Origin of the sequence: Desulfuromonas sp. CSMB_57 (assembly GCF_020194955.2) — a bacterium.
GTDB lineage: Bacteria > Desulfobacterota > Desulfuromonadia > Desulfuromonadales > Syntrophotaleaceae > JAFCIY02.
The window spans coordinates 1-18893 of sequence record NZ_JAFCIY020000026.1; the positions used below are offsets into that span (position 1 = coordinate 1).

General features: G+C 58.6%; 15 protein-coding genes. 1 reads left to right on the forward strand and 14 read right to left on the reverse strand.

Annotated elements, in window-relative coordinates; translation table 11 throughout:
* Nucleotides 1-390: 390 nt before the first annotated feature.
* From JQN68_RS08150 to JQN68_RS08215, 14 genes are all read right to left on the reverse strand, one after another.
* Nucleotides 391-876: an Hcp family type VI secretion system effector gene (locus JQN68_RS08150; protein WP_225071933.1), complete on the reverse strand. Its 486-nt coding sequence runs from the start codon at nt 874-876 to the stop codon at nt 391-393.
* Between the two features lie 260 nt (nt 877-1136).
* Entirely contained in the window at nt 1137-1517 is a 381-nt protein-coding gene (locus tag JQN68_RS08155) for a hypothetical protein (protein WP_225071932.1), read from the reverse strand.
* A gap of 63 nt (nt 1518-1580) precedes the next feature.
* Nucleotides 1581-2066, reverse strand: coding sequence for an Hcp family type VI secretion system effector (locus JQN68_RS08160; RefSeq protein ID WP_249621109.1), 486 nt, complete (start codon nt 2064-2066; stop codon nt 1581-1583).
* Nucleotides 2067-2243: 177 nt separating this feature from the next.
* A complete protein-coding gene (gene tssC, locus JQN68_RS08165) occupies nt 2244-3737 on the reverse strand; it encodes a type VI secretion system contractile sheath large subunit (protein WP_225071923.1) in 1494 nt (497 codons plus the stop codon).
* Complete coding sequence (gene tssB / locus JQN68_RS08170; protein WP_225071922.1) at nt 3734-4234, reverse strand: type VI secretion system contractile sheath small subunit; 501 nt, start codon at nt 4232-4234, stop codon at nt 3734-3736. Before tssB ends, tssC begins: the two co-directional genes overlap by 4 nt.
* A 42-nt stretch (nt 4235-4276) precedes the next feature.
* Nucleotides 4277-6664, reverse strand: a complete 2388-nt coding sequence (gene tssA, locus JQN68_RS08175) for a type VI secretion system protein TssA (RefSeq protein ID WP_225071921.1) — start codon at nt 6662-6664, stop codon at nt 4277-4279.
* Nucleotides 6649-10122, reverse strand: coding sequence for a type VI secretion protein IcmF/TssM N-terminal domain-containing protein (locus JQN68_RS08180; protein ID WP_225071920.1), 3474 nt, complete (start codon nt 10120-10122; stop codon nt 6649-6651). The genes tssA and JQN68_RS08180 overlap by 16 nt, the downstream gene beginning before the upstream one ends.
* A gap of 1 nt (nt 10123) precedes the next feature.
* The gene (locus JQN68_RS08185) at nt 10124-10801 is read right to left on the reverse strand and encodes a DotU family type IV/VI secretion system protein (RefSeq protein ID WP_225071919.1); all 678 of its coding nucleotides are present in this window, start codon (nt 10799-10801) and stop codon (nt 10124-10126) included.
* A gap of 4 nt (nt 10802-10805) precedes the next feature.
* Nucleotides 10806-12194, reverse strand: a complete 1389-nt coding sequence (gene tssK / locus JQN68_RS08190; protein ID WP_225071918.1) for a type VI secretion system baseplate subunit TssK — start codon at nt 12192-12194, stop codon at nt 10806-10808.
* The gene (gene tssJ, locus JQN68_RS08195; RefSeq protein ID WP_225071917.1) at nt 12191-12739 is read right to left on the reverse strand and encodes a type VI secretion system lipoprotein TssJ; all 549 of its coding nucleotides are present in this window, start codon (nt 12737-12739) and stop codon (nt 12191-12193) included. The genes tssK and tssJ overlap by 4 nt, the downstream gene beginning before the upstream one ends.
* A gap of 554 nt (nt 12740-13293) precedes the next feature.
* Nucleotides 13294-14511, reverse strand: coding sequence for an ABC transporter permease (locus JQN68_RS08200; protein WP_225071916.1), 1218 nt, complete (start codon nt 14509-14511; stop codon nt 13294-13296).
* Nucleotides 14508-15254 (reverse strand): ABC transporter ATP-binding protein, encoded by a 747-nt coding sequence (locus JQN68_RS08205; RefSeq protein WP_225071915.1) that lies wholly within the window; start codon nt 15252-15254, stop codon nt 14508-14510. The genes JQN68_RS08200 and JQN68_RS08205 overlap by 4 nt, the downstream gene beginning before the upstream one ends.
* A gap of 19 nt (nt 15255-15273) precedes the next feature.
* A complete protein-coding gene (locus JQN68_RS08210) occupies nt 15274-16476 on the reverse strand; it encodes an efflux RND transporter periplasmic adaptor subunit (protein ID WP_225071914.1) in 1203 nt (400 codons plus the stop codon).
* Nucleotides 16473-17840: a TolC family protein gene (locus JQN68_RS08215; protein ID WP_225071913.1), complete on the reverse strand. Its 1368-nt coding sequence runs from the start codon at nt 17838-17840 to the stop codon at nt 16473-16475. The genes JQN68_RS08210 and JQN68_RS08215 overlap by 4 nt, the downstream gene beginning before the upstream one ends.
* 403 nt (nt 17841-18243) lie before the next feature.
* On the opposite strand from JQN68_RS08215, the gene dksA reads away from it, so the two are divergent.
* On the forward strand, nt 18244-18669 hold the full coding sequence (gene dksA / locus JQN68_RS08220; protein WP_225071912.1) for an RNA polymerase-binding protein DksA: 426 nt from the start codon (nt 18244-18246) through the stop codon (nt 18667-18669).
* Nucleotides 18670-18893: the final 224 nt, after the last annotated feature.

Below are 18893 nucleotides of genomic sequence, written 5' to 3' on the forward strand. Positions count from 1 at the left end.
ACTGCAGATGCGCCACCACCGAATCGATGCAGCGTTTGCGGCTTTGTTTGCCGCGCCGCATCGGTTCCTGGTCCTGCGAGCGCAGGCGCTCGGTCAATCGTTGTTCGTACATTAAGTTTGAACTCCGTAAATTATCTGAAAATATTTTTTAATTATTCACCACGCTACCAAATATCGTCATCCCCGAGTAGTTTTGTCGGGGACCCAGGAAAAATCTGGGTTTCGGCCAAATACATAACGGAATGGCGGGGTAGGAGTTGCCTTGAGGCACTACCTTCGACGCTACGGCGATTCCCGTGAGGGCGCTGAATAGTAACTTCTCCTTTTCACATTTCGGGTCCGAATTTTGTGGACGCCCTCCTTGCGTTGAAGGAGGGCGTCGCTTTCGATTTACCTGGGTGCCGCCCAAGAATCTTCTGATTCGATGCCGGTCGGCTCCCAAGTCCATTTTATTTTTTTGAAGGCAAAGGAGACTGTTTCCATGTGGCGGAAGGGTTCGTTGGCCGCTATCAGGGTGTTGGGCATGGACGGGCTGATGCTGACAATGATGGCGTCTTCCAAGACATGGGTGAAGTAGTGTTCTTCGGTGCCCTGTTTGCTGATGCGGTACCACTTGATGGCGACGTTTTTGAGATGCTCGCCTGTGCACAGGGCCTGATAGAGTTTCGGCGAACTCTGGTCGAATTCCTTGGTGATGGTCAGCGCGCCATGTACCCTTTTGCCGGTGGCCAGTCCGTCTGTCGGGCTGCGGGGGATGTTGACGTCATGGGTCATTCCATATACCAGAATGGTGTTTTCCCGCCCCTGCATTTCGCACGAACCGTCGATCTTGCCTTGTTTTTCTCCGATGAGTGTAAGATGTGCGGGCATTGCCATGGTCGGATTCCTCCTTTTAGGTAACTTGTTATTCCAGATCACGACATTCTGAAAGATATTAATCGTGCTTATTCGATCTCACTTAGACTGATGCCGGTCCGCAAACTTCTTTTTCAGATGTCTGTTTTCCAAAAACTGAGCTATTACTATGCCTGTTAATAGTATTCGATCACCATAGACCCCAGTATAATGCCAATATATCCAGGCAAGTATTGAACAAATAACTCCAGTTGAAAGAAGTAGGCTGAAATCTTTGATTTTCATGGTATAACTACCCAACCATTGGCGATAAATTCAGGAACCCAGCTTCTAGAAATTTTATGTTTTTCTGCAAGATACAATACATCTGCAATGGTTGCCCCACCAGATAATGATTGTCCAGTTGCAATAGCAATGCTGCCCAATACAGCACCTAAGTAGTAAGCTGCAGCAACAGTGACCATTGTACCGAGGCCCTCAGCAATTGTTCCTGCTCCGATCAACTCGCCAATTGTGACTTTTGTTCCATAAGTTTCAACAGCTTTCGAGATTGCAAAGGCCGCCCCAATAGATTTCTCAAATGTGCCAAACAACTCTTTTGGTGCAGAAAGACCCATTGCTTCCATGTTTGTTTTGAAATATGTGTAAAAATTATCTGCCACTACAAAACCTCCTTGATTATAAAGGCTATTCAGTAACTGGCGCATATGGCGTGCAAATAGGAATTAACTTGGTGCTGCCCAGGAATCTTCCGATTCAATGCCGGTCGGTTCCCAGGTCCACTTAATCTTTTTGTAGGTAAAGGAGACTGTTTCCATGTGGCGGAAGTGTTCATTGGCCACTACTAGGGTGTTGGGCATGGACGGGTTGATGCTGACAATGATGGCGTCTTCCAAGACATGGGTGAAATAGTGCTCTTCGGTGCCCTGTTTGGTGATGCGGTACCACTTGATGGTGACGTCTTTCAGGTGTTCCCCGGTGCACAAGGCCTGGTAGAGTTTGGGTGAACTCTGATCGAACTCCTTGGTGATGGTCAGGGCGCCATGTACTCGTTTGCCAGTGGCCAGTCCGTCTGTCGGGCTGCGGGGGATGGTGACATCGTGGGTCATGCCATAGACCATGATGGTCTTTTCCCGCCCCTGCATTTCGCAGGAACCGTCGATTTTGCCTTGTTTTTCTCCGGTAAGGGTGAGGTGCGCTGGCATTGCCATGGTGTTTTTCCTCCTTTTGTTGGGGGTTTAACCCGCCTAGTGGCGGTTTGGTGACTTTGTAGTATTTAAAATATTAAATATAATTAGAATTACTGTGGAAAATTTTTTAGGACTAATGCAAGATTTCCTGAAAGTTTGTTTCAGAATGCCAAGCCTAAGCTAATGGCGCGGGCCAATTCATCCCTGCGTCTCCTTATCCAGCTTGCCGACCAGCGACAGGGTGAAATACGCCCCCATGTATTTGAAATGAGGACGCACCTTGAGGGAGACGCGATACCAGCCCGGTTCGCCTGCAACTTCCTCGACGCCGATCTGCGCCTGACGCAGAGGACGACGGCTGCGGACTCCGGGCATGGGGTTATCCATGTCGGAGACGTACTGGCGGATCCAGTTGTTGAGTTCCAGTTCCAGATCGACGCGTTCCTTCCAGGTGCCGATGTTTTCGCGCTGAATGACCTTGAGGTAGTGGGCCAGGCGGCTGATGATGAACATGTAGGGCAGCTGCAGGCCGAGTTTGTAGTTGAGTTCGGCTTCCTTGCCTTCCTTGCTGATGCCGAAGTATTTGGGTTTCTGTACGGAATTGGCGGAGAAGAAGGCGGCGTTGTCGCTGCCCTTGCGCATGGTCAGGGCAATGAAGCCTTCTTCGGCCAACTCGAATTCGCGGCGTTCGGAAATGAGGACTTCCGTGGGAATCTTGGTCTGGATGGCGCCCATGGCTTCGTATTGGTGCAGAGGCAGGTCTTCCACCGCGCCGCCGCCCTGGGGACCGATGATGTTGGCGCACCAGCGATAATCGGCAAAGCTGTCGGTCAAACGGGAAGCGAAGGCGAAGGCGGCGTTGCCCCATGTGTAGTGTTCGTGGCTGGCGGATACGTTTTCCTGGTAGTTGAAGGTCTTGACCGGCTGCGTTTCAGGACCGTAGGGCAGGCGCAGCAGGAAGCGGGGCAGGGTCAGACCCACGTATCGGGCGTCTTCCGATTCGCGGAAGGATTGCCACTTGATGTACTGGGGGCCTTCCAGGATGGATTTGATGTCCTTGAGATTGGGCAGGGGATTGTAGTCGTCGACGCCGAAGAATTTGGGGGCGACGGCGGCAATAAAAGGGGTGTGGGACATGGCGGCCACGGCGGCGGTGTGCTGCAGCAGGCGCATGTCCTGGGGGCCGGCGTCGAATTCGTAGTTGCCGATGAGGGCGCCGTAGGGTTTGCCGCCGAACTGACCGTATTCGCTGGTGTAGACGGTTTTATAGAGCCCTGATTTCGGTACCTCCGGGGCATCTTCGAAATCCTCGAGGAGCTCGTCCTTGGTGACATGGAGAATTTCGATTTTGATGTTTTCCCGGAAATCGGTGCGGTCCACCAGAAAGGCCAGAGAGCGCCAGGCGGATTCCAGCTTCTGGAAACTGGCATGATGCAGAATTTCGTCGACCTGGCTGCTCAGTTTGCGGTCGATTTCGGCGATCATGCCATCCAGTCCGGCTTTGGATACGTTGGGCGTGGTCTGTCCGGGTTCGAGCAATTGGGCGATAAGCGCCTGGACGCCCTTGCGGGTGATGGAATAGGCTTCGTCGGCCGGTTGCAGCCGGGTGGCTTGGACGATTTCCTCCAGCAGAGAGCCCTGCTCCAGGGTAGTGGCTTCCGGCTGTTGAGCGGTTTGCTGTTCGTTGCTCATTGTTGCTCTCCTTCCGAGGCCAGGCCGATTTCGGCCAGGATGCGTTGGCGGGCGTTGTCATCCTTGATCAGTTCCTGGATCTTTTTGCGGAATTCCGGCACGTTGGACAAGGGTCCCTTCAGGGCGCGCAGGGCCTCGCGCAGTTCCAGCAATTTTTTCAGTTCGGGAACCTGCGCGACGAGGGCGTCGGGCGAGAAATCCTTCATGGACTGGATGTTCAGATTGACGTTCAATTCCTCGCTGTTTTCGGGGGCGAGCCGGTTGGGCACGTTGAAATTCAGGGAGATGTTCTGGGCCTTGAGAATTTCATCGAAATTGTCCTTGTCCACGTTGGCCGGCAGGCGCTTTTCGATGGGTTCATCGCCGGGGGCGCCGGTAAAGTCGCCCATGACGAGTGTTTTCAAGGGCAGTTCCACCTCTTCCTGGGCGTCGTTGAGGGACGGTTTGTAAACGATATTCACGCGTTCCTTGGGGGCTACGGTTGGATCCTTGGCCATTTTCGACTCCTTTTGTCAGGCGTTGTGAGTGTGTAATTGAGATCAGCCGTTGGCCAGTCGCACCATTTCCGGCATGTCAAGTCGACCGATGCGATGGAGGACGTCCGTGGCCAAATCCTTGAAGCGGACTTCCGGTTGGCTGTCGAAGACGAACCAGGTCAGCTTGAGGCTTTTCATGGCCAGGCCGGGGTCGTATTCTTCCAGCTTAAAGCGATCCAGATCGCGCAGAACCTGATCCAGGTGGGGCAGGGCGAGCTTGGGTTTGCCCACGTTGACCATCATTTCGGACAAGGTCAGCCGCCAGAGCAGCTTTTCCCTCTGGGACGTGCAGTTGCGCAGTTTCTGCTGCAAGGCTTCCATGGCTTCCACCAATTTGTTCTGTTGCATTAACTGGTGAATCGCGGCGCTTTCGGCGGCCATGTCCGTTGCGGTCTCGCCTTCGATCTGGGTTGCCGGACCCAAGGCCGGCGCCTGCCGGAACGTGAGCCCGGCGAGCCATTGCCGGGTTTCCGGTGTGGCGAAGGGCGTTCCGTCGGCAAAGGTCAGATTCTCGAGGCCGGGCAGGCGTTGCAGGAGGAAAGCGGTCTCCTGACACACGGTCTGGTGAGCTTCTTCGAAGCGGCTGCCGAGCCGGGACAGGGCTTCGGCCGCGAGACGATTGAGGTCGAGCCAGAATATATACAGGCCCAGGCGTGCTTCTGCCGCCTTGAGCAGTGCTTCCGCCTCGCTGTTGTTGCGTAGGTCGAACAACAGATTCTTTTCCTGGGCCGCTGGCGCCGGAATCCGGGTTCTGCCGTTATTGGCCGGCGGCAGGGTTTCCACCGCATGCCAGTGTGCCTGACGGGCCAGGCGGTAGGGCAGGGCGGCGGCGGGGTCCTTCTGGAACAGGAGGTAGGCGCTTTCGCTGATTTTTCGCAGGCCTTCCTGCAGGACCTCGGCGGCGTCCTGAACGGATGCAGGGGGGGACTCTTCAGGAACGGTTCTCTGGGCCGGCGGGGCCGGCTGAGCCGTTGGGGTCGGGACGGTTTCCGGTGTACGGTTTTCAGGGGTTGCAGGCCTGAGGGCGGTGCTTGCCTGGCCGGCTGTGGCAACCAGACTCGGATTGCAGAAATATTCTTTCAGGGCACCGAGTCCCGGCGCTAATTCCAGGTGCTCGGCCAGGAAGATCTCCAGGCGCGACAGGTTATCTTTGATAAGGGCGATTTGCTGCGACGGGAAGGACAAGTCCCCCGCCTGCTGCAGGGCGGCTTCGGTTTTTTCCAGCCACCATTCAACGGCGCGCACCCGGCCCCGCATCCGTTCGCGGGCCGGAAACAAGCCTTCCCAGAATTGTTCGCACAAGTCCAGGTAAAGTTTCAGGCCGACGGCGAAACCGTCATTGCGGCGCGTATGCAACAGGGACACCGCCAGGTAGCTGGCCACCAGCAGGTCCTTGGATTTGTGCATCAGGATATCGGCGGCCAGGCGTCCGATCTTTTCCCAGTTGATGGAGCCGGCCAGGGCCGGAGAAGCGAGTTTGTCGATTTCCGTCTGCAGGGCGTCGAAATCCGGATCGTAGCGGATGTCGCTGCCTGCGGGTTTTTCGGCGTTTATGGGTTGTTTGGCAAGTTCGGAAATATCCATGGAAAACTCCGTTCCGATGACGGGATAGCGGGTCCCTGAAGCCGGGATGGACCACAAGATGGAGAAATCGGCAGGTTTCAATGGCCGGTTAAACAGGGCCAGGTAGGCTTTGTCCAGAGTGCCGCCCATGAACATGGCATTGGGTACCTGGCTGGAGGCTTCCTTGAACAGCCAATGCCAAAGACCGACCCGCACGATCTTGTCGTTACAGGGACCGCGGTCCAGGGCGACGAGAATTTCGCCCCGGTCAGTGCTGGCGTGCGCGGTTTTTCGCAGTTCCCGTAAATCGGGAAAGGAAGCAAAGGGATCCAGCGGTGATCCGATTTCATTGAGGGCCCGACACTGGGCCGCCAGTGCTGTCCAGTCGCCGTCCGGCGGTTTGATGTTGTGCATCTGTTCTTCCATTTTCTGCAGGTCGGGAAACAGATGCGCGGCCAGATATTCAATCTGGCACCAGGTTTTTTCGCAGGCAAAGGGCAGCAGATGACGGTTTTTCTGCCAATTCTTCAAGGGGCCGGCGCCGGTAACGGCTAATGGAAAGGGACGGCCGAAGCTGTCGCTGCTGACCCGGATGACGCCGCAGACCAGAGAATCCTTGCCGGCTTCCCGGGCCCAGAAACGCCAGGAGCAGAAATCGGGTTTGCCGCCCTTTTCGGAAACCAGCTGCTGATAACCGGTTTCCATCCAATGAAACAGCCCGGAGAAAAAGGGGGATTTTTCTCCCAGTCGGAAATAGTCGCCGGCCGCCGGATGTTTGCCGAAAGCGGCCCATTTCCATTTCTGCGCATTCTCTATTGGTCCCAACACTGTGCAATGCTCCTTGGCGCCTGACCTGTCAGGGTGGCGGTCTGTTGGAGAATCGGCCCAGTACCGGTAAACCGGTAGTTGACCGTGATGGAAGTAACGCCCAAGCGCGCCAGGGCCTGACGTTCGCCCGGGAATTCGGCCGGCCGGAAGGTTCGGCTGCCGCCGCGCATATCCTTGAGAAAGTCGGTAAAGCCCTGGGGTCCGGAGTAATGGCGGGAGAGCAGCACGTCGCCTACCTCAATCTGCAGAATGGTGTCCCCGCAATGGTCGGGCGCATAGGAGAAGGTTCGGCTGACGGGATAATTGTTATTCACCAGGCTTTGGCCGGCGTTGCCGCACTGCAGTTCCAGACGGGTGGCGTGAGGCTTAAAAAGAGCATTGGCGTTGGCATTGGTGGGGAGTCCCTGGATGCCTACGTTGAAACTGCGCGGACGCTCCATGGAGCGCACCGTGGCCTGGGTCAGGTTGCCCCGGCGCAAAAAGGTGAACAAGGCGCTTTCCAGCGGCAGACTGTTTCCGAGAGCCTGGCGGGCGCCGTAGCCTGCGCGACCGCCTTGTACGAAAGGCGCGGCCGGACCTTGCACGAAGCGCCAGACCAGACCGTTTGGACCCACCAACTCCGGCATGGCCTGTTCCGGAGACATGCCCACGGTCCCTGCCAGAACCTGTTCCTCCCACAGCGATTGGAGTTGGCAGGCGCTTTCTCGACGGGAGTAATCCCAGAGAAAATCGAAGGGGCCGGACACCAGATTGGCTATGGTCTGATCATTCTGATTGCTGCCGAGGCGACGGGAAAGTTCCGAGCCCGCCGCGGATGCAACGTAAACGGCATTGTCCCCTGAGCCATGGTCCTGGCGGAAGGTCTGGGTCATCAGGTCAAAGACCTGGCCCCGGGATTCCGTCGCGGCGGCCATGGAGGCCAATGCCCGGCGGTAGGTCTGGAGTGCCTTGCCGCCCGCCAGGTGGGTTTCCAAGGCTTCCGCCGCAGCTTCACGGCCCACATTGCGCCGCAAGGTGGCGACAATTTTTCCGCCGCCGCTGGCGGCTTTGGCCAGGGCTCCGCTGTCCTGAACAATGCTTTGGGCGCGAACCGCCTGGTACTGGTAGACCTGTTGCAGCCAGGCGGGTACCGCCGCGGTGGTGGCAAGGGGTTCAAGTTCCATGGCCAGGGTGTTGAGCAGTTTGAAGTAAGGGCCCTCGTCCCCGGCCATGCGTGCGGCCAGCGGTTGCCATTCGCGAGGGCCCCGAAGCCGCTGGCGCCCTTGGCCAAAATTGGCGGCAAATTGATGCCAGGCTGCCAGCGCCGCGTTGCGGTACCAGCTTTCCAGTTCGCCGACCGATGGGCTCAGTCCGTGCGGATCCGTGGTGGCGCCGGCCAGTTCTGCCAGTAACTCGTCGAGAGTTTTTTTGCCCTGACGCGTAAATGCCGGGGGTACGATGGGTTCATCCGGAATACTCAGACTGCCGCCCCAGAAATCCTGCAGGGATACTGCCGGCAGGCCGCATTGGGTATTGACCCAGGTTGCCAGCCATCGCAGATGGTTGCCCTTGAGGGCGAGCAACCGGTTGAGTCGTGCCTGCAGGTCGACCAGATCGCCGGTGAGAAGATTCTGGTCGGTCTCCCAAAGCAGATAGCGATGGTAAAGGGATGACAGATGGCTTTCGGCATCCGACACACCATCGCCCGCAATACTTTCTATTCCGGTCGGCGGGTGGGGCAGGTCCAGAAGGCCCTGAAGCCCCTGGCCTGCCAGTCGGGCTTTGATGAGATGGATGCGGCGCATTTCATGAACGACATGCCGTGCAAACAGTTCGTCCGCCGTGGCCGGATTCATGGCCGCCTGAGTGGTGGTCAGGCGGCGGTTGAAAGGCTCCAGGATGGCCTGCCGAAACTGCCGACAATAGCTGCGTTTAAGGGACTCTTCCACCCTTATGCTGGCGTTCAGGCCGAACCTGGGGAGCCACCAATGGCGATTCTTCTCTTCGACCAGGAGAATTTGCTCAAGAAACCGTTGGCCGTTGGCCAGGCGCACGGCGGCATCACTGTCGGTCATGGCCGGCCGGGTGAATTCCTGGGAGATTTCGCGAACGGTTGTCAGATTGCGGATGAAGGAAAAACTCAACAGCCCGCAGACGGCGACGCCGAGCAGCACCCATGCCGTCAGGCCGAGGTTGCCGGTCAGGGCGCGCCATTCGAGGGCGCGTCGCGTCGGGCTCAACAGGGCTCGGTCCCGGGGCAGAACGGCGGCAAAAAAGTCATGCAGAAAAAGACCTTTGCTGGTGCCCGGCAGGGGGCTGGCAGGCTCGCCGTGTTCCAGGGTGGCCGTGAAGTGGGAGCGTGGCTGACCCTCCTGTCTGCCGCTGCTGAAAAACAGTCCGCGGAGGGCGGGGGTTTCCTGGTAGGGATTGTCTCGAAAGGCACTGGTCATGAAGGAGACCAGCCCTTCCCGGACTTTGGCGAATTCCTCCGGGAACAATAGCAGAGCCGAATCGAAGTCGGCCTTTTCGGTACTGTGCAGCAACTGCAGACGCAGGTTGCGCAGCCGCTCGTCGATGGTCCTGACGGCGTCATCGACAAAAGATTCGACCTTTAAGGAGAGCTCCTGGTTGATGATGCCCATGGGCTGATTAAGGCTCTTTTCGGGCAGGCTTTCGCAAAACCGATTGATGCCGTGGACCAGGTCGCACTTGGTTACCAGCACATAGACGGGAATGCGCACGCCCATGGTCCGCATCAATTCATCGATGCGCTTGCGAATCGTCAGGCCGTCCTTTTCCAGTTCCTCCCGATTCCCGGCCAGCAGTCGATCGGCGGCAACGGTGACGATCAGGCCGTTGAGGGGTTCACGCCGACGGTAACGCAGGAGCATGGCCAGGAATTTTCGCCATTCGGACTGATCCTGTTCGCCATTGACCGGCATGGTGTAGCGTCCGGCCGTATCGATGAGGATGGCCTGCTCGAAAAAATACCAGTCGCATTGCCTGGTTCCGGCAATACCCTGTACCCGGTCCGTATCGGCAAAGGGCGAGGCGATGCGCGCGCTGTTGAGGGAAGTGGTCTTGCCCGAACCACTTTCGCCGATGACCATGTACCAAGGCAGAACGTACAGCGGATTACCCAGTTTTCTCAGGTGCGAGGACCGCAGTCGTTGGATGGCCGATTTCCAGCGCTGTTGAAGTTCCTTGAGCTCGTTCTTTTCCTGAGCCGATGCGGCGCGGATCCGGGCTTCGTCCTGTTCGCACATATCCTTGACGAAATTCTCTTCCCGGCGTCGCCGCCAGAGCTTATGCAGGAAGAACCCGCCGATCCACAGACCCGCCGCGAGCAGCAACAGGAACCCGCCGACCCACCAGGGCCAGCCCAACACCAGTACCGTTCCGACAGCCAAAAACAGCAGTAGCATGACGGCCGCGATCAGGAGGAACAGCTTGAAGAATTTCCGGATGCTCTCTTTCATTTCAGTTGACCACCGTTTTCAGGAAATTGTCGGCAACGCCGTTGAGAGTGAAGCGGTAAATGAGATAAAGCAGGCCGAAAAGCAGCACCGGGGCGACCAGGCAGATCATGCTCATGGCATCGAAGGCGCGTCTTTTTCTCGGTCTGCTTCGTTCCGCCACGGTCGGCCAGGCTTCGGGAAACAGGTCGGTACGATCCAGGGGCGGCAAGCCGACGGAACTGCCCAGCAGCAGTTTCAGGTTGGCGATGCGGATCTGCTGCAGGTGGTATTCATCGCCCGGGCGGCAGTGGCGGCCGGTGAACCCCAGTGCCAGGCACAGATAGTAGATTTCACGTACTTCACGCTGGTGCAGACCGAGGGCTTCGAGACGGGTGAAAAATTCTTCTCCGGCATCGGTGGTGTTGTAATGGCTGCGTTGCAACTGGTCCTTCATCCAGTAGCTTTTCTGCTGCCAGTTGGCGCTGAGCAGTTTTTCATCGACCCAGGCGCAGAGGGCGAAGCGGGCCTGATCGAAATCATTCCCGTCGATACCGTTTTCGGCGGCCAGTTTTTCGCTGGCGGCGAACAGGTTTCGAATCTGTTCCCTGACATCGTGGTAATCGGGCTGCCTGACCTCCACCGATTTGGCGAAGCAGGAGACATAGGCGAATATATCCATGAAGCAATCACTCAGATGCATGGTCTTATCTCCCGACAACCATCAATTCCACGGCCAGATCTTCCGGCGGATTGTGCCAGAACAGGGCCAGGGAATGATTTTTCGCGACCGTTTCCCACTGTTCGTCGTGGTGGTGAATGGCAAAATACAGGGTGTGCGCCCGGCGCGGCAGTTCCTGGGGGGGAACTTGGAGGTACTGCAGAGGCACCCCGGGCAGTGCCTGGGTGACCAGCACATCGAGGCTTTCCCGGGAACTGAGCTTGGCCGTGTGCTCCAGGGCATGCAGGATCAGTTTGGGATCGGCATCGGCACGAACGGCCAGGTAGAAACGGTTGCGGCCTTCGAAGATGGCCGGCTTGAGAGAGGCTGCATAGTAGGTGCCGTCATGCACCAGCCGCATGACATATTCCGGTCCGGCGGTGATATCGTCCAGCAGATGGGAGATCATGTCCTGGGCGGCGGCAAAACATTTCCAGAGCTGGCCATGGTCGTAATCGGGCAAAGGAGAACCTTCCCGCCCGGCGTCGCCAAGGACACCGACCCCCTCGGAAAAACAACTCAGTTCGCCGACCAGTTGCCGCAATACACCATACAGATGCCAGGGGTGGACCCGGCCGGTCTGGGTGTACTGGAACAGCAGCGGCACATAGCGGTTGATGGAGCGCAGGGCCAGGAAGTAGACCATGTCCCGCGAGCCGAACTCGGCCGTTTGTACTCCGCGTCTGCTTTTATGCTCCTCGAGCTGGTTGGCCCGAGCCGAGACCTGATCACGGATTTCCTCGACCAGCCGTTTCAGGCTGTCGGCCGCGGAGAAGGTCAGGCAGGGCGGAATGAATTCATCGGCCAGGCGCACTTCGGCGCCGAATCGTTCCAGGCGAGCGATGGGAATGAGCTCATAATCCCCAAGCTGCGGCAATTCTTGGTCCCAAAAAATTTTCAGAACGAAATGCATGCGTTTTACCAGTCCGTCGGCACCGTCGCCATGCAGGTCCGGAAATGCCTCCGGTTCTTTCAGGGCCACAAAGCGCGTATGGACGGCGCCGACGTTTTCCATGGCCGACTGGGTGGTCACGTTGATGCCGTCGTCGTTCCATTTCTTCAGTCCCAGATAGACGGTGACGGGTTTCCCTCCCTCCAGCCACGCGTCGTCGAAAATCCGGGTGGTGGCGACGGCATTTTGCGGCAGGCAGACAAAGGTGCCGTCGGGAAACAGAAACTCTCCCGCTGCCAGTTTAAAGGTTCGGGTGCCCAGCGCTTCCCGGAGAATTTTCATGGCGCCCACACCCCAAAATCCGGGTACCAGGTAGTGCTGGAAAGGAGCAAGCAGGCCCTGGGAAAAACGGTCCGACAGTTGCAGATGTTGGGGTTGCAGGTAAATGCCTGGGTGCCAGAAAAGCGGTTGCGATACGATCATGGTTTCACCTTTGCCTGGGGAGCCGGTTCCGAATCGACAATGCCCTGGGGTCCGAAGTGGAGTTCAAGATTCATCTTGGACGGTGTTTGGATCAGGGTCCGTTTGATTTTTTCTTCGGCTACGGGGAAGGGGTAGTAACGAACCGAGGTGGTTTTATCCAGGTTGTAATACCCGGCAATGATACCCAGGTATTTCGCGCCCTCGGTGCGATCCAGAATTTCCAAGGTGGTGCGGTTTGGTTGCACCACCACCCGGCGGGCATAGGTCACGCTGGGGTCAAAGCGATTGCATTCCAGCAGGGAAGACAGACCGGAGCGCTCCTCGGTCATCTGGTTGAAGGCGCCTAAGTCACGCAGGTGATAGACGCAGACCACCATGGAATGGGAGCGGTTGCGGTACAGGTTGAGATTGGCATCTCCGGAGAACTTCAGTTGGATGGCTGCTTTTTCGTAGCCCCAGTCGGGCGGTAGAATTTCTCTCGCCTTTGAGGGGCAGCCAAGCAGCAGGGCAAGAATCGGCAGAAAGACAACGTGTTTTTTGAACATGGTGATTCCCTCCTCGTTCATTTCAGGGCCGGGGTGGCTGGTAACTTATTGAAAAATATTGAAAAAATTTACTTGGCGAAAAAATATTAAAAATAAAAACACTTTTATCATGTCTGAACGCTAATAGTCAATGTCTGATTAATGACTGTTAGTTTTCAATTTTTTATGAAAATAATAATGTCAAAAGGTCAAGGTTTCGACTATGGAATGAGCGCTCTGCGGGAATTTTGAGCTGGATTCTGCTGGAGGTGTGGGGGATTCCGCGACTGGGGAATGCTGGGGAATGCCATCCCGTGCTTGGCCGGTTTCGATTTGGGGACAAATTTCACGCCGAGGTCGGTCGCTTTTTCACGGCCTTCCATGGAGCGCTCCCTGAGCAGTGCTCGCTTCAACTGCCTGATAGCTGTGAGGATGTTGTATGTGGTTGCGAGCCTCCGGACGAGGTTTGCCGGATCCACCGTTAATTCAGGAAACTTGGCAGTGTCAGGCCAAGCGGACTTCCCGCCAGGCAGGCTTTTTATGGCAATATGGCGTTGGTCTGTAACCCATTATGTTTACTCGTAACGTAACGCCTCGATGGGATTCAGACCGGCGGCTTTACGGGCCGGATAGAAGCCGAAAAAGACGCCGACGGCGAGGGTGAAGCCGACGCTGAGGAGAATGACGAGGGGGCTGAGCACGACGCTGCTGCCCATGATGTGACCCAGGCTGTAGGCGATGCCGAGGCCGGACAGCGCGCCGATGATACCGCCGCACAGACAGAGGATGACGGCTTCGATGAGAAATTGGACCAGGATATCGCCGGAGCGGGCACCCACCGCCAAGCGGATGCCGATTTCCCGGGTGCGTTCCGTAACCGAGACCAGCATGATGTTCATGACGCCGATGCCGCCGACCAGCAGGGAAACCCCGGCTATGGCGCTGAGCAGCAGGGTCAGGGTGGTGGTGACCTGACTGGCCATAGTGCCGATCTCGGTTTGATCGCGAAGGGAAAAGTCGTCCGGTTGGCCGTCGCGCAACCGGTGGGCGCGGCGCAGGGCGGCGGTGATCTGGGTTTTGGCGGTGTCGATCTGGTCGGCGGATACGGCGCTGGCCAGAAGGCCGCGGACGGTTTTGCCGTCCGACAGGCGATAGAGGGCGGTGGTGGACGGAATCAGCAGCAGATCGTCCTGATCGGCGCCCATGCCGGTCTGGCCCTTGGCCGCCAGGACGCCGATGACCGTAAAGGGTACGTTGCGAATCCGAATGCGCGCGCCGACGGGATCCTGGCCGGGAAACAATTCTTCGGCCACGGTGGCGCCGAGCAGGGCGACCTTGGCTTTGGACTGAACCTCCCGATCCGAGAAAAAGGCTCCGTTGGCGAGGCGGTAATTACGGATCTGCCGGAAGGTGGGGGACACGCCGCGCACGGCGGAATTCCAGTTGCGGTTGCCGGCGATGATCTGTTCGCTGAGACGGATTTCCGGCGATACGTAACGGACCGCCGGGCAATCGGCCAGGATGGCGTCGACGTCGGCCAGGGACAGGCTGGAAGAGGTGCCGGCGCCGCCGCGCACCCCGCCGGTGGCGGTGCTGTCGGGCATGATGATGATCAGGTTGGTGCCCAAGGCATCGATATCGGCGGCGATGTCTTTCTGGGAGCCCTGGCCCAAAGCCAGCAGGGCGATGACGGAGCCGACCCCGATGATGATGCCGAGCATGGTCAACAGGCTGCGCAGGCGATTTTTGGCGATGCTGCGCAGGGCCACGACGGTCAGGATCTGCCATTTCATGGTTGAACCCCCTCTGCGGAAGCGGTCGGTCTCGGCCCCGGGGCGATGCGTCGCCGGCCTACCGGGCGATCCTGAATGATGGTCCCGTCCTGCATTTCGATGATGCGCCTGGCATGCTCGGCGACGTCGGTTTCATGGGTCACCAGGATGATGGTGATGCCGCTGTTGTTGAGGGACTGGAACAGCGCCAACACTTCGAGGGTGGTGCGGCTGTCGAGGTTTCCGGTGGGTTCGTCGGCCAGGATGATGGCCGGATTGTTGATGAGCGCCCGGGCGATGGCCACCCGTTGTTGCTGGCCGCCGGAGAGTTGGCTCGGTTCGTGGTGCATTCGGTCTTGCAGACCGACCCGTTGCAAGGCCAGGCGGGCGCGTTGGACGGGGGAGGGGCCCGATGCTCCGTCGCGGGCATAGACCAGGGGCAGCATGACGTTCTCCAGGGCGCTGGTGCGCGGCAGCAGGTTGAAGCCTTGAAAGACAAATCCGATGCGGCGGTTGCGGATTGCGGCCAGTTGGCGGGCATTCAATTGCTGGACGGCGCTGTTCTCCAGAACATATTCACCGCTGTCAGCCTGGTCGAGGCAGCCCAGAACATTCATCAGAGTCGATTTGCCGGAACCGGATGCCCCGATGATGGCCAGAAATTCGCCGGCGCCGATGTCCAGGTCCACGTGATTCAGGGCGTGAACCTCACTGTCGCCGAGGCGGAAAGTTTTGCAAATCTGTCTTAACCGGATAAGAGCCATGGGCACCTTCGCAGGCAGATCAGGGGTTGCCCGGACCGGGTCCGGGACCGCGCCGGGGCGGGCGCGGCATCAATTTCGAAAACAGGTTGTTGCCGTTGCGGTTTTTGCGGCCGGCGGAATCCATCCTTCGACCGATGATGACCCGATCTCCGGCGGCGACGGTACCGCCCAGGATTACGGTGCGGGCGCCATCGGAATGACCCGTTTCCACCGTCACCCGCAGCGGTGCCTGTCCGCGCCTGAGGAGGGTCACAGACGGTTCGGGGCCAGGTTCCGCGTCGTTGGGCGCAAATTGCAACGCTGCATTGGGGACCAGCAGGGCATTCTCGGTCCGGCTCACGATAAAGTCGGCGGTGGCCGTCATGCCCGGCAGCAGCAGGCCGTCCGGATTGGGGGCTTCGACAATGACGGTATAGGTCACCACATTGGAGGTTTCGGTGGGATTGAGGCGGATCTGGCTTACGGCGCCGTTGAACTTGCGTTCCGGATAGGCCTGGACCGTGAAGATCACCTTCTGCCCCGGCCGGATCAGACCGATGTCGCTCTCATCCACGTCGGTCTGGATTTCCATGCGGGCCAGGTCCTCGGCGATGAGAAACAGGGTCGGGGTTGAAAAACTCGCCGCCACGGTCTGGCCGGCCTCAATCTGCCGTTCGATGACGGTGCCGTCGATGGGGGAGCGGATCCGGGCATAACGCAGGTTGGTTTCGGCCTGTTTCAGGGCGGCCCGGGACGACTGCAGGTCGGCTTCAGCGGTGGCCAGGGCGGTTTCATAGCCGAGGAACTCCTGGGCCGACAGATGCCCTTCGGCCAGCAGCGGCCGGTGCCGCTGGAATTCCACCCGGGCCTTGGCGAGCAGGGCTTCGGCACGGCGCAAATCGGCGCTCGATTTATCCACGGCGGCCTGGAACAGGGCGGTATCCAGCTCGGCCAGCACCTGGCCCTTGCGAACCCGATGGTTGTAATCCACCAACACCCGTTCGATGGTGCCCGAAACCTGGGTACCGACCTCCACCGTGCCGACGGCCTTCAGGGTGCCGGTGCAGGAAACGCTGTCGATGAGGGTGTCGCGGGTCACCATCGCGGTCTGGAAACCGCTTGTGTCGGGGGCGCGGTCCCCGGCCCTTGTCAACCAGCGCGTCGCCGCCAACAGCACCAACAGGGTGCCCAGCAGCAGCCCGATTTTCTGCCAGCGTGGCCGGGTTTTCATGACAGGTTTCATTCCGAAAGCTCCTTCAGAAAGGGGGCGGCGTCGAGTTCGCCCCGATGGTAGGCGATGGCGATGGTTTGTCGCATCTGTTCCATGTGGGCCGCGATTTCCGCATAACGGGCGCTGACCAGGGTGCTGCGGGCATCCGTCAGATCCGTCAGGGTGGCGGCGCCGACCCGATAACGTTGTTCCGTGGAATGCAGCGCCTCCCTCCCATAGGCGGCCTGGGCGGCGGCCACGGTTACCTGATCGCGGGCATTCTGATAGTCGGCCAGGGCACGCCCGATCTCGACCTCTACCTGCCGCAGCAGACGTTCCAGAACCAGTCTGGAAGCCTGTTCGCCGATACGCGCCTGGGAAACCTGATGCCGGGCCAGGTTGCGATCGAAAATGGGTACCGACAGAGTCAGGCCGGCCGAACCGTACAGGTTGTCATGATCGTACTGGCTGCCGAAACCGGTTCGGTTGCGGCTGTTGTACCCGGAGCCGACGCCCGCCACCAGGTCCAGGGACGGATAGGCCGCGGATCGCGCCACCCGGATTTGTTCGCCCGCGGCGGCCAGGTCGCGTTGTTGGGCCAGCAGGTCCGGCCGGTTGGCCAGGGCAGCGGCCAGCATCGTTGCGCGATTCGTGTCCGGTTCGGTTACGAGCAGCGGATGCTGGGGCATTGCCACCTCGATGCTTACCGTAGCCGGAACGCCGAGAATCCGCAGCAGGGTCAGGCGGCTGATTTCATCGCTGCGTTTGAGACTCAGCAAATCCGCCTCGGCCTTGGCCGTTTCCGCCTGTTGGCGATAGACATCGGTAACGGGGCGTCGTCCAGCGCGGTGAAAGGCCTGAATCTGTTCCAGTAGAGTACGATTGTCCTCCAGGTTGGCTTCGGCAACCCGGATCTGCTCGCGGGCCTGGACCGCTGTCAGATATGCACTGACTGTATCGAATATCACCTGTTGGCCGGCGCGGTCGAGGGCATGATCCTGCGCCAGCAGGTTAAACCGGGCTGCGGCGAGGGCGGCGCGATCGCCGAAGCCGTTGAATAGATTCAGGCGTGCGGAGAGGTCGGTAGTCAGCTGATGGTAGTTCCGCTGGGAACCGCTGTCGCCCTGATTGTGGCGACCATGGAGGCCGGCACTGCCGGTGATTTCAGGCAGGAACTGGTCCCGGCGTTGACGGACGGTGATTTCAGCCCCCTCCTTTTGGGTCGCGGCGATGCGAAAATCCTGATTATGGAGCAGCGCCAACGTGACCGCTTGTTCCAGGGACAGAGGCAGGCTCGAGTTCGGGAGGATTTCTCCGGACTGAGCCAGGCGCCCCAGCAGAACCACCCATGCGATCAGCAGGATCAGGCCGCGCAGAATTCGAGACAGGGCCAACATGGTGGTGTCCTTTCCGGTTCGACGTTGAAAGAGATGGGGATTGGCTTCGGGAGCATGGATAGCAGACAAATTTGCAGCAAATATGCAAGAAATGAGGAATGAATTTAACTTCTTGCATGGGCAGGCAGGCGACAAATCCCGGCCTGCGCGGAGGGTGTTCATCTCCGGCCAGGTGCCGCCGAAGCCAATCGGGAAGGGGAAGCTGCATTGACCAGGGGCGCATCCAACTTTATACTACCTTGGCCAGGGAGTTCTGGATTGGCGGACTTGGGCGATGTCGCCAATTGGAATGCACCAGGAGGGGCGCCTGCTTGACTTCCTGAAAGATGCCCGCAACAGCCATCATTCGGACATGACTTGCGAAACGGGCTCAGCTGCGATATAAAATCAAACAGGAGGTGTCATGAGCAATACGGATTTGGATTGGGACGAAAACTATCGTCCAAACGAAGATGAACCTTATATGAATGCCCGTCAGCGGGAATATTTTCGGCGCAAGTTGCTGCGTTGGAGGGGTGAACTGCTGGCGGAATCCAATCAGGCTTTGGAGCGCATGCGTCAGGAACCGGAACCGGAAGCCGATCCCCTGGATTCCGGTGTGCAATCGGCCGATCGGGCATTCGAATTGCGTTCCCGGGACCGGGCGCGGAAGCTGATTCGCAAAATCGATGAAGCCCTCGAGCGCATCGCCGATGGCTCCTATGGATATTGTGAGGCCAGCGATGAGCCCATCGGCGTGAAACGGTTGGAGGCAAGGCCGGTGGCCACCCTGTGTCTGGCCGAGCAGGAACGCAAAGAGCGCGAGGAACGGGCCCGCAAAGGTTATTGAACCATTCGTTTTTATCACCTGCCGCCAACTTCGTTGCTGAACCGAAATGCCCCTTCCGATCGGAAGGGGCATTTTCCTTGAAGGATAACAGGGACGCTTGCCTTCCGCGATGGGAACGACGGTCGGCCCGCGAGGGTTATTTGGTGCCGGGCAGGCAGGTCGGCCAAACTTGCAATGCCGGTGGCTTCAGCTATAAATAAGATGCAGGGTGATGGGCAGCTTGG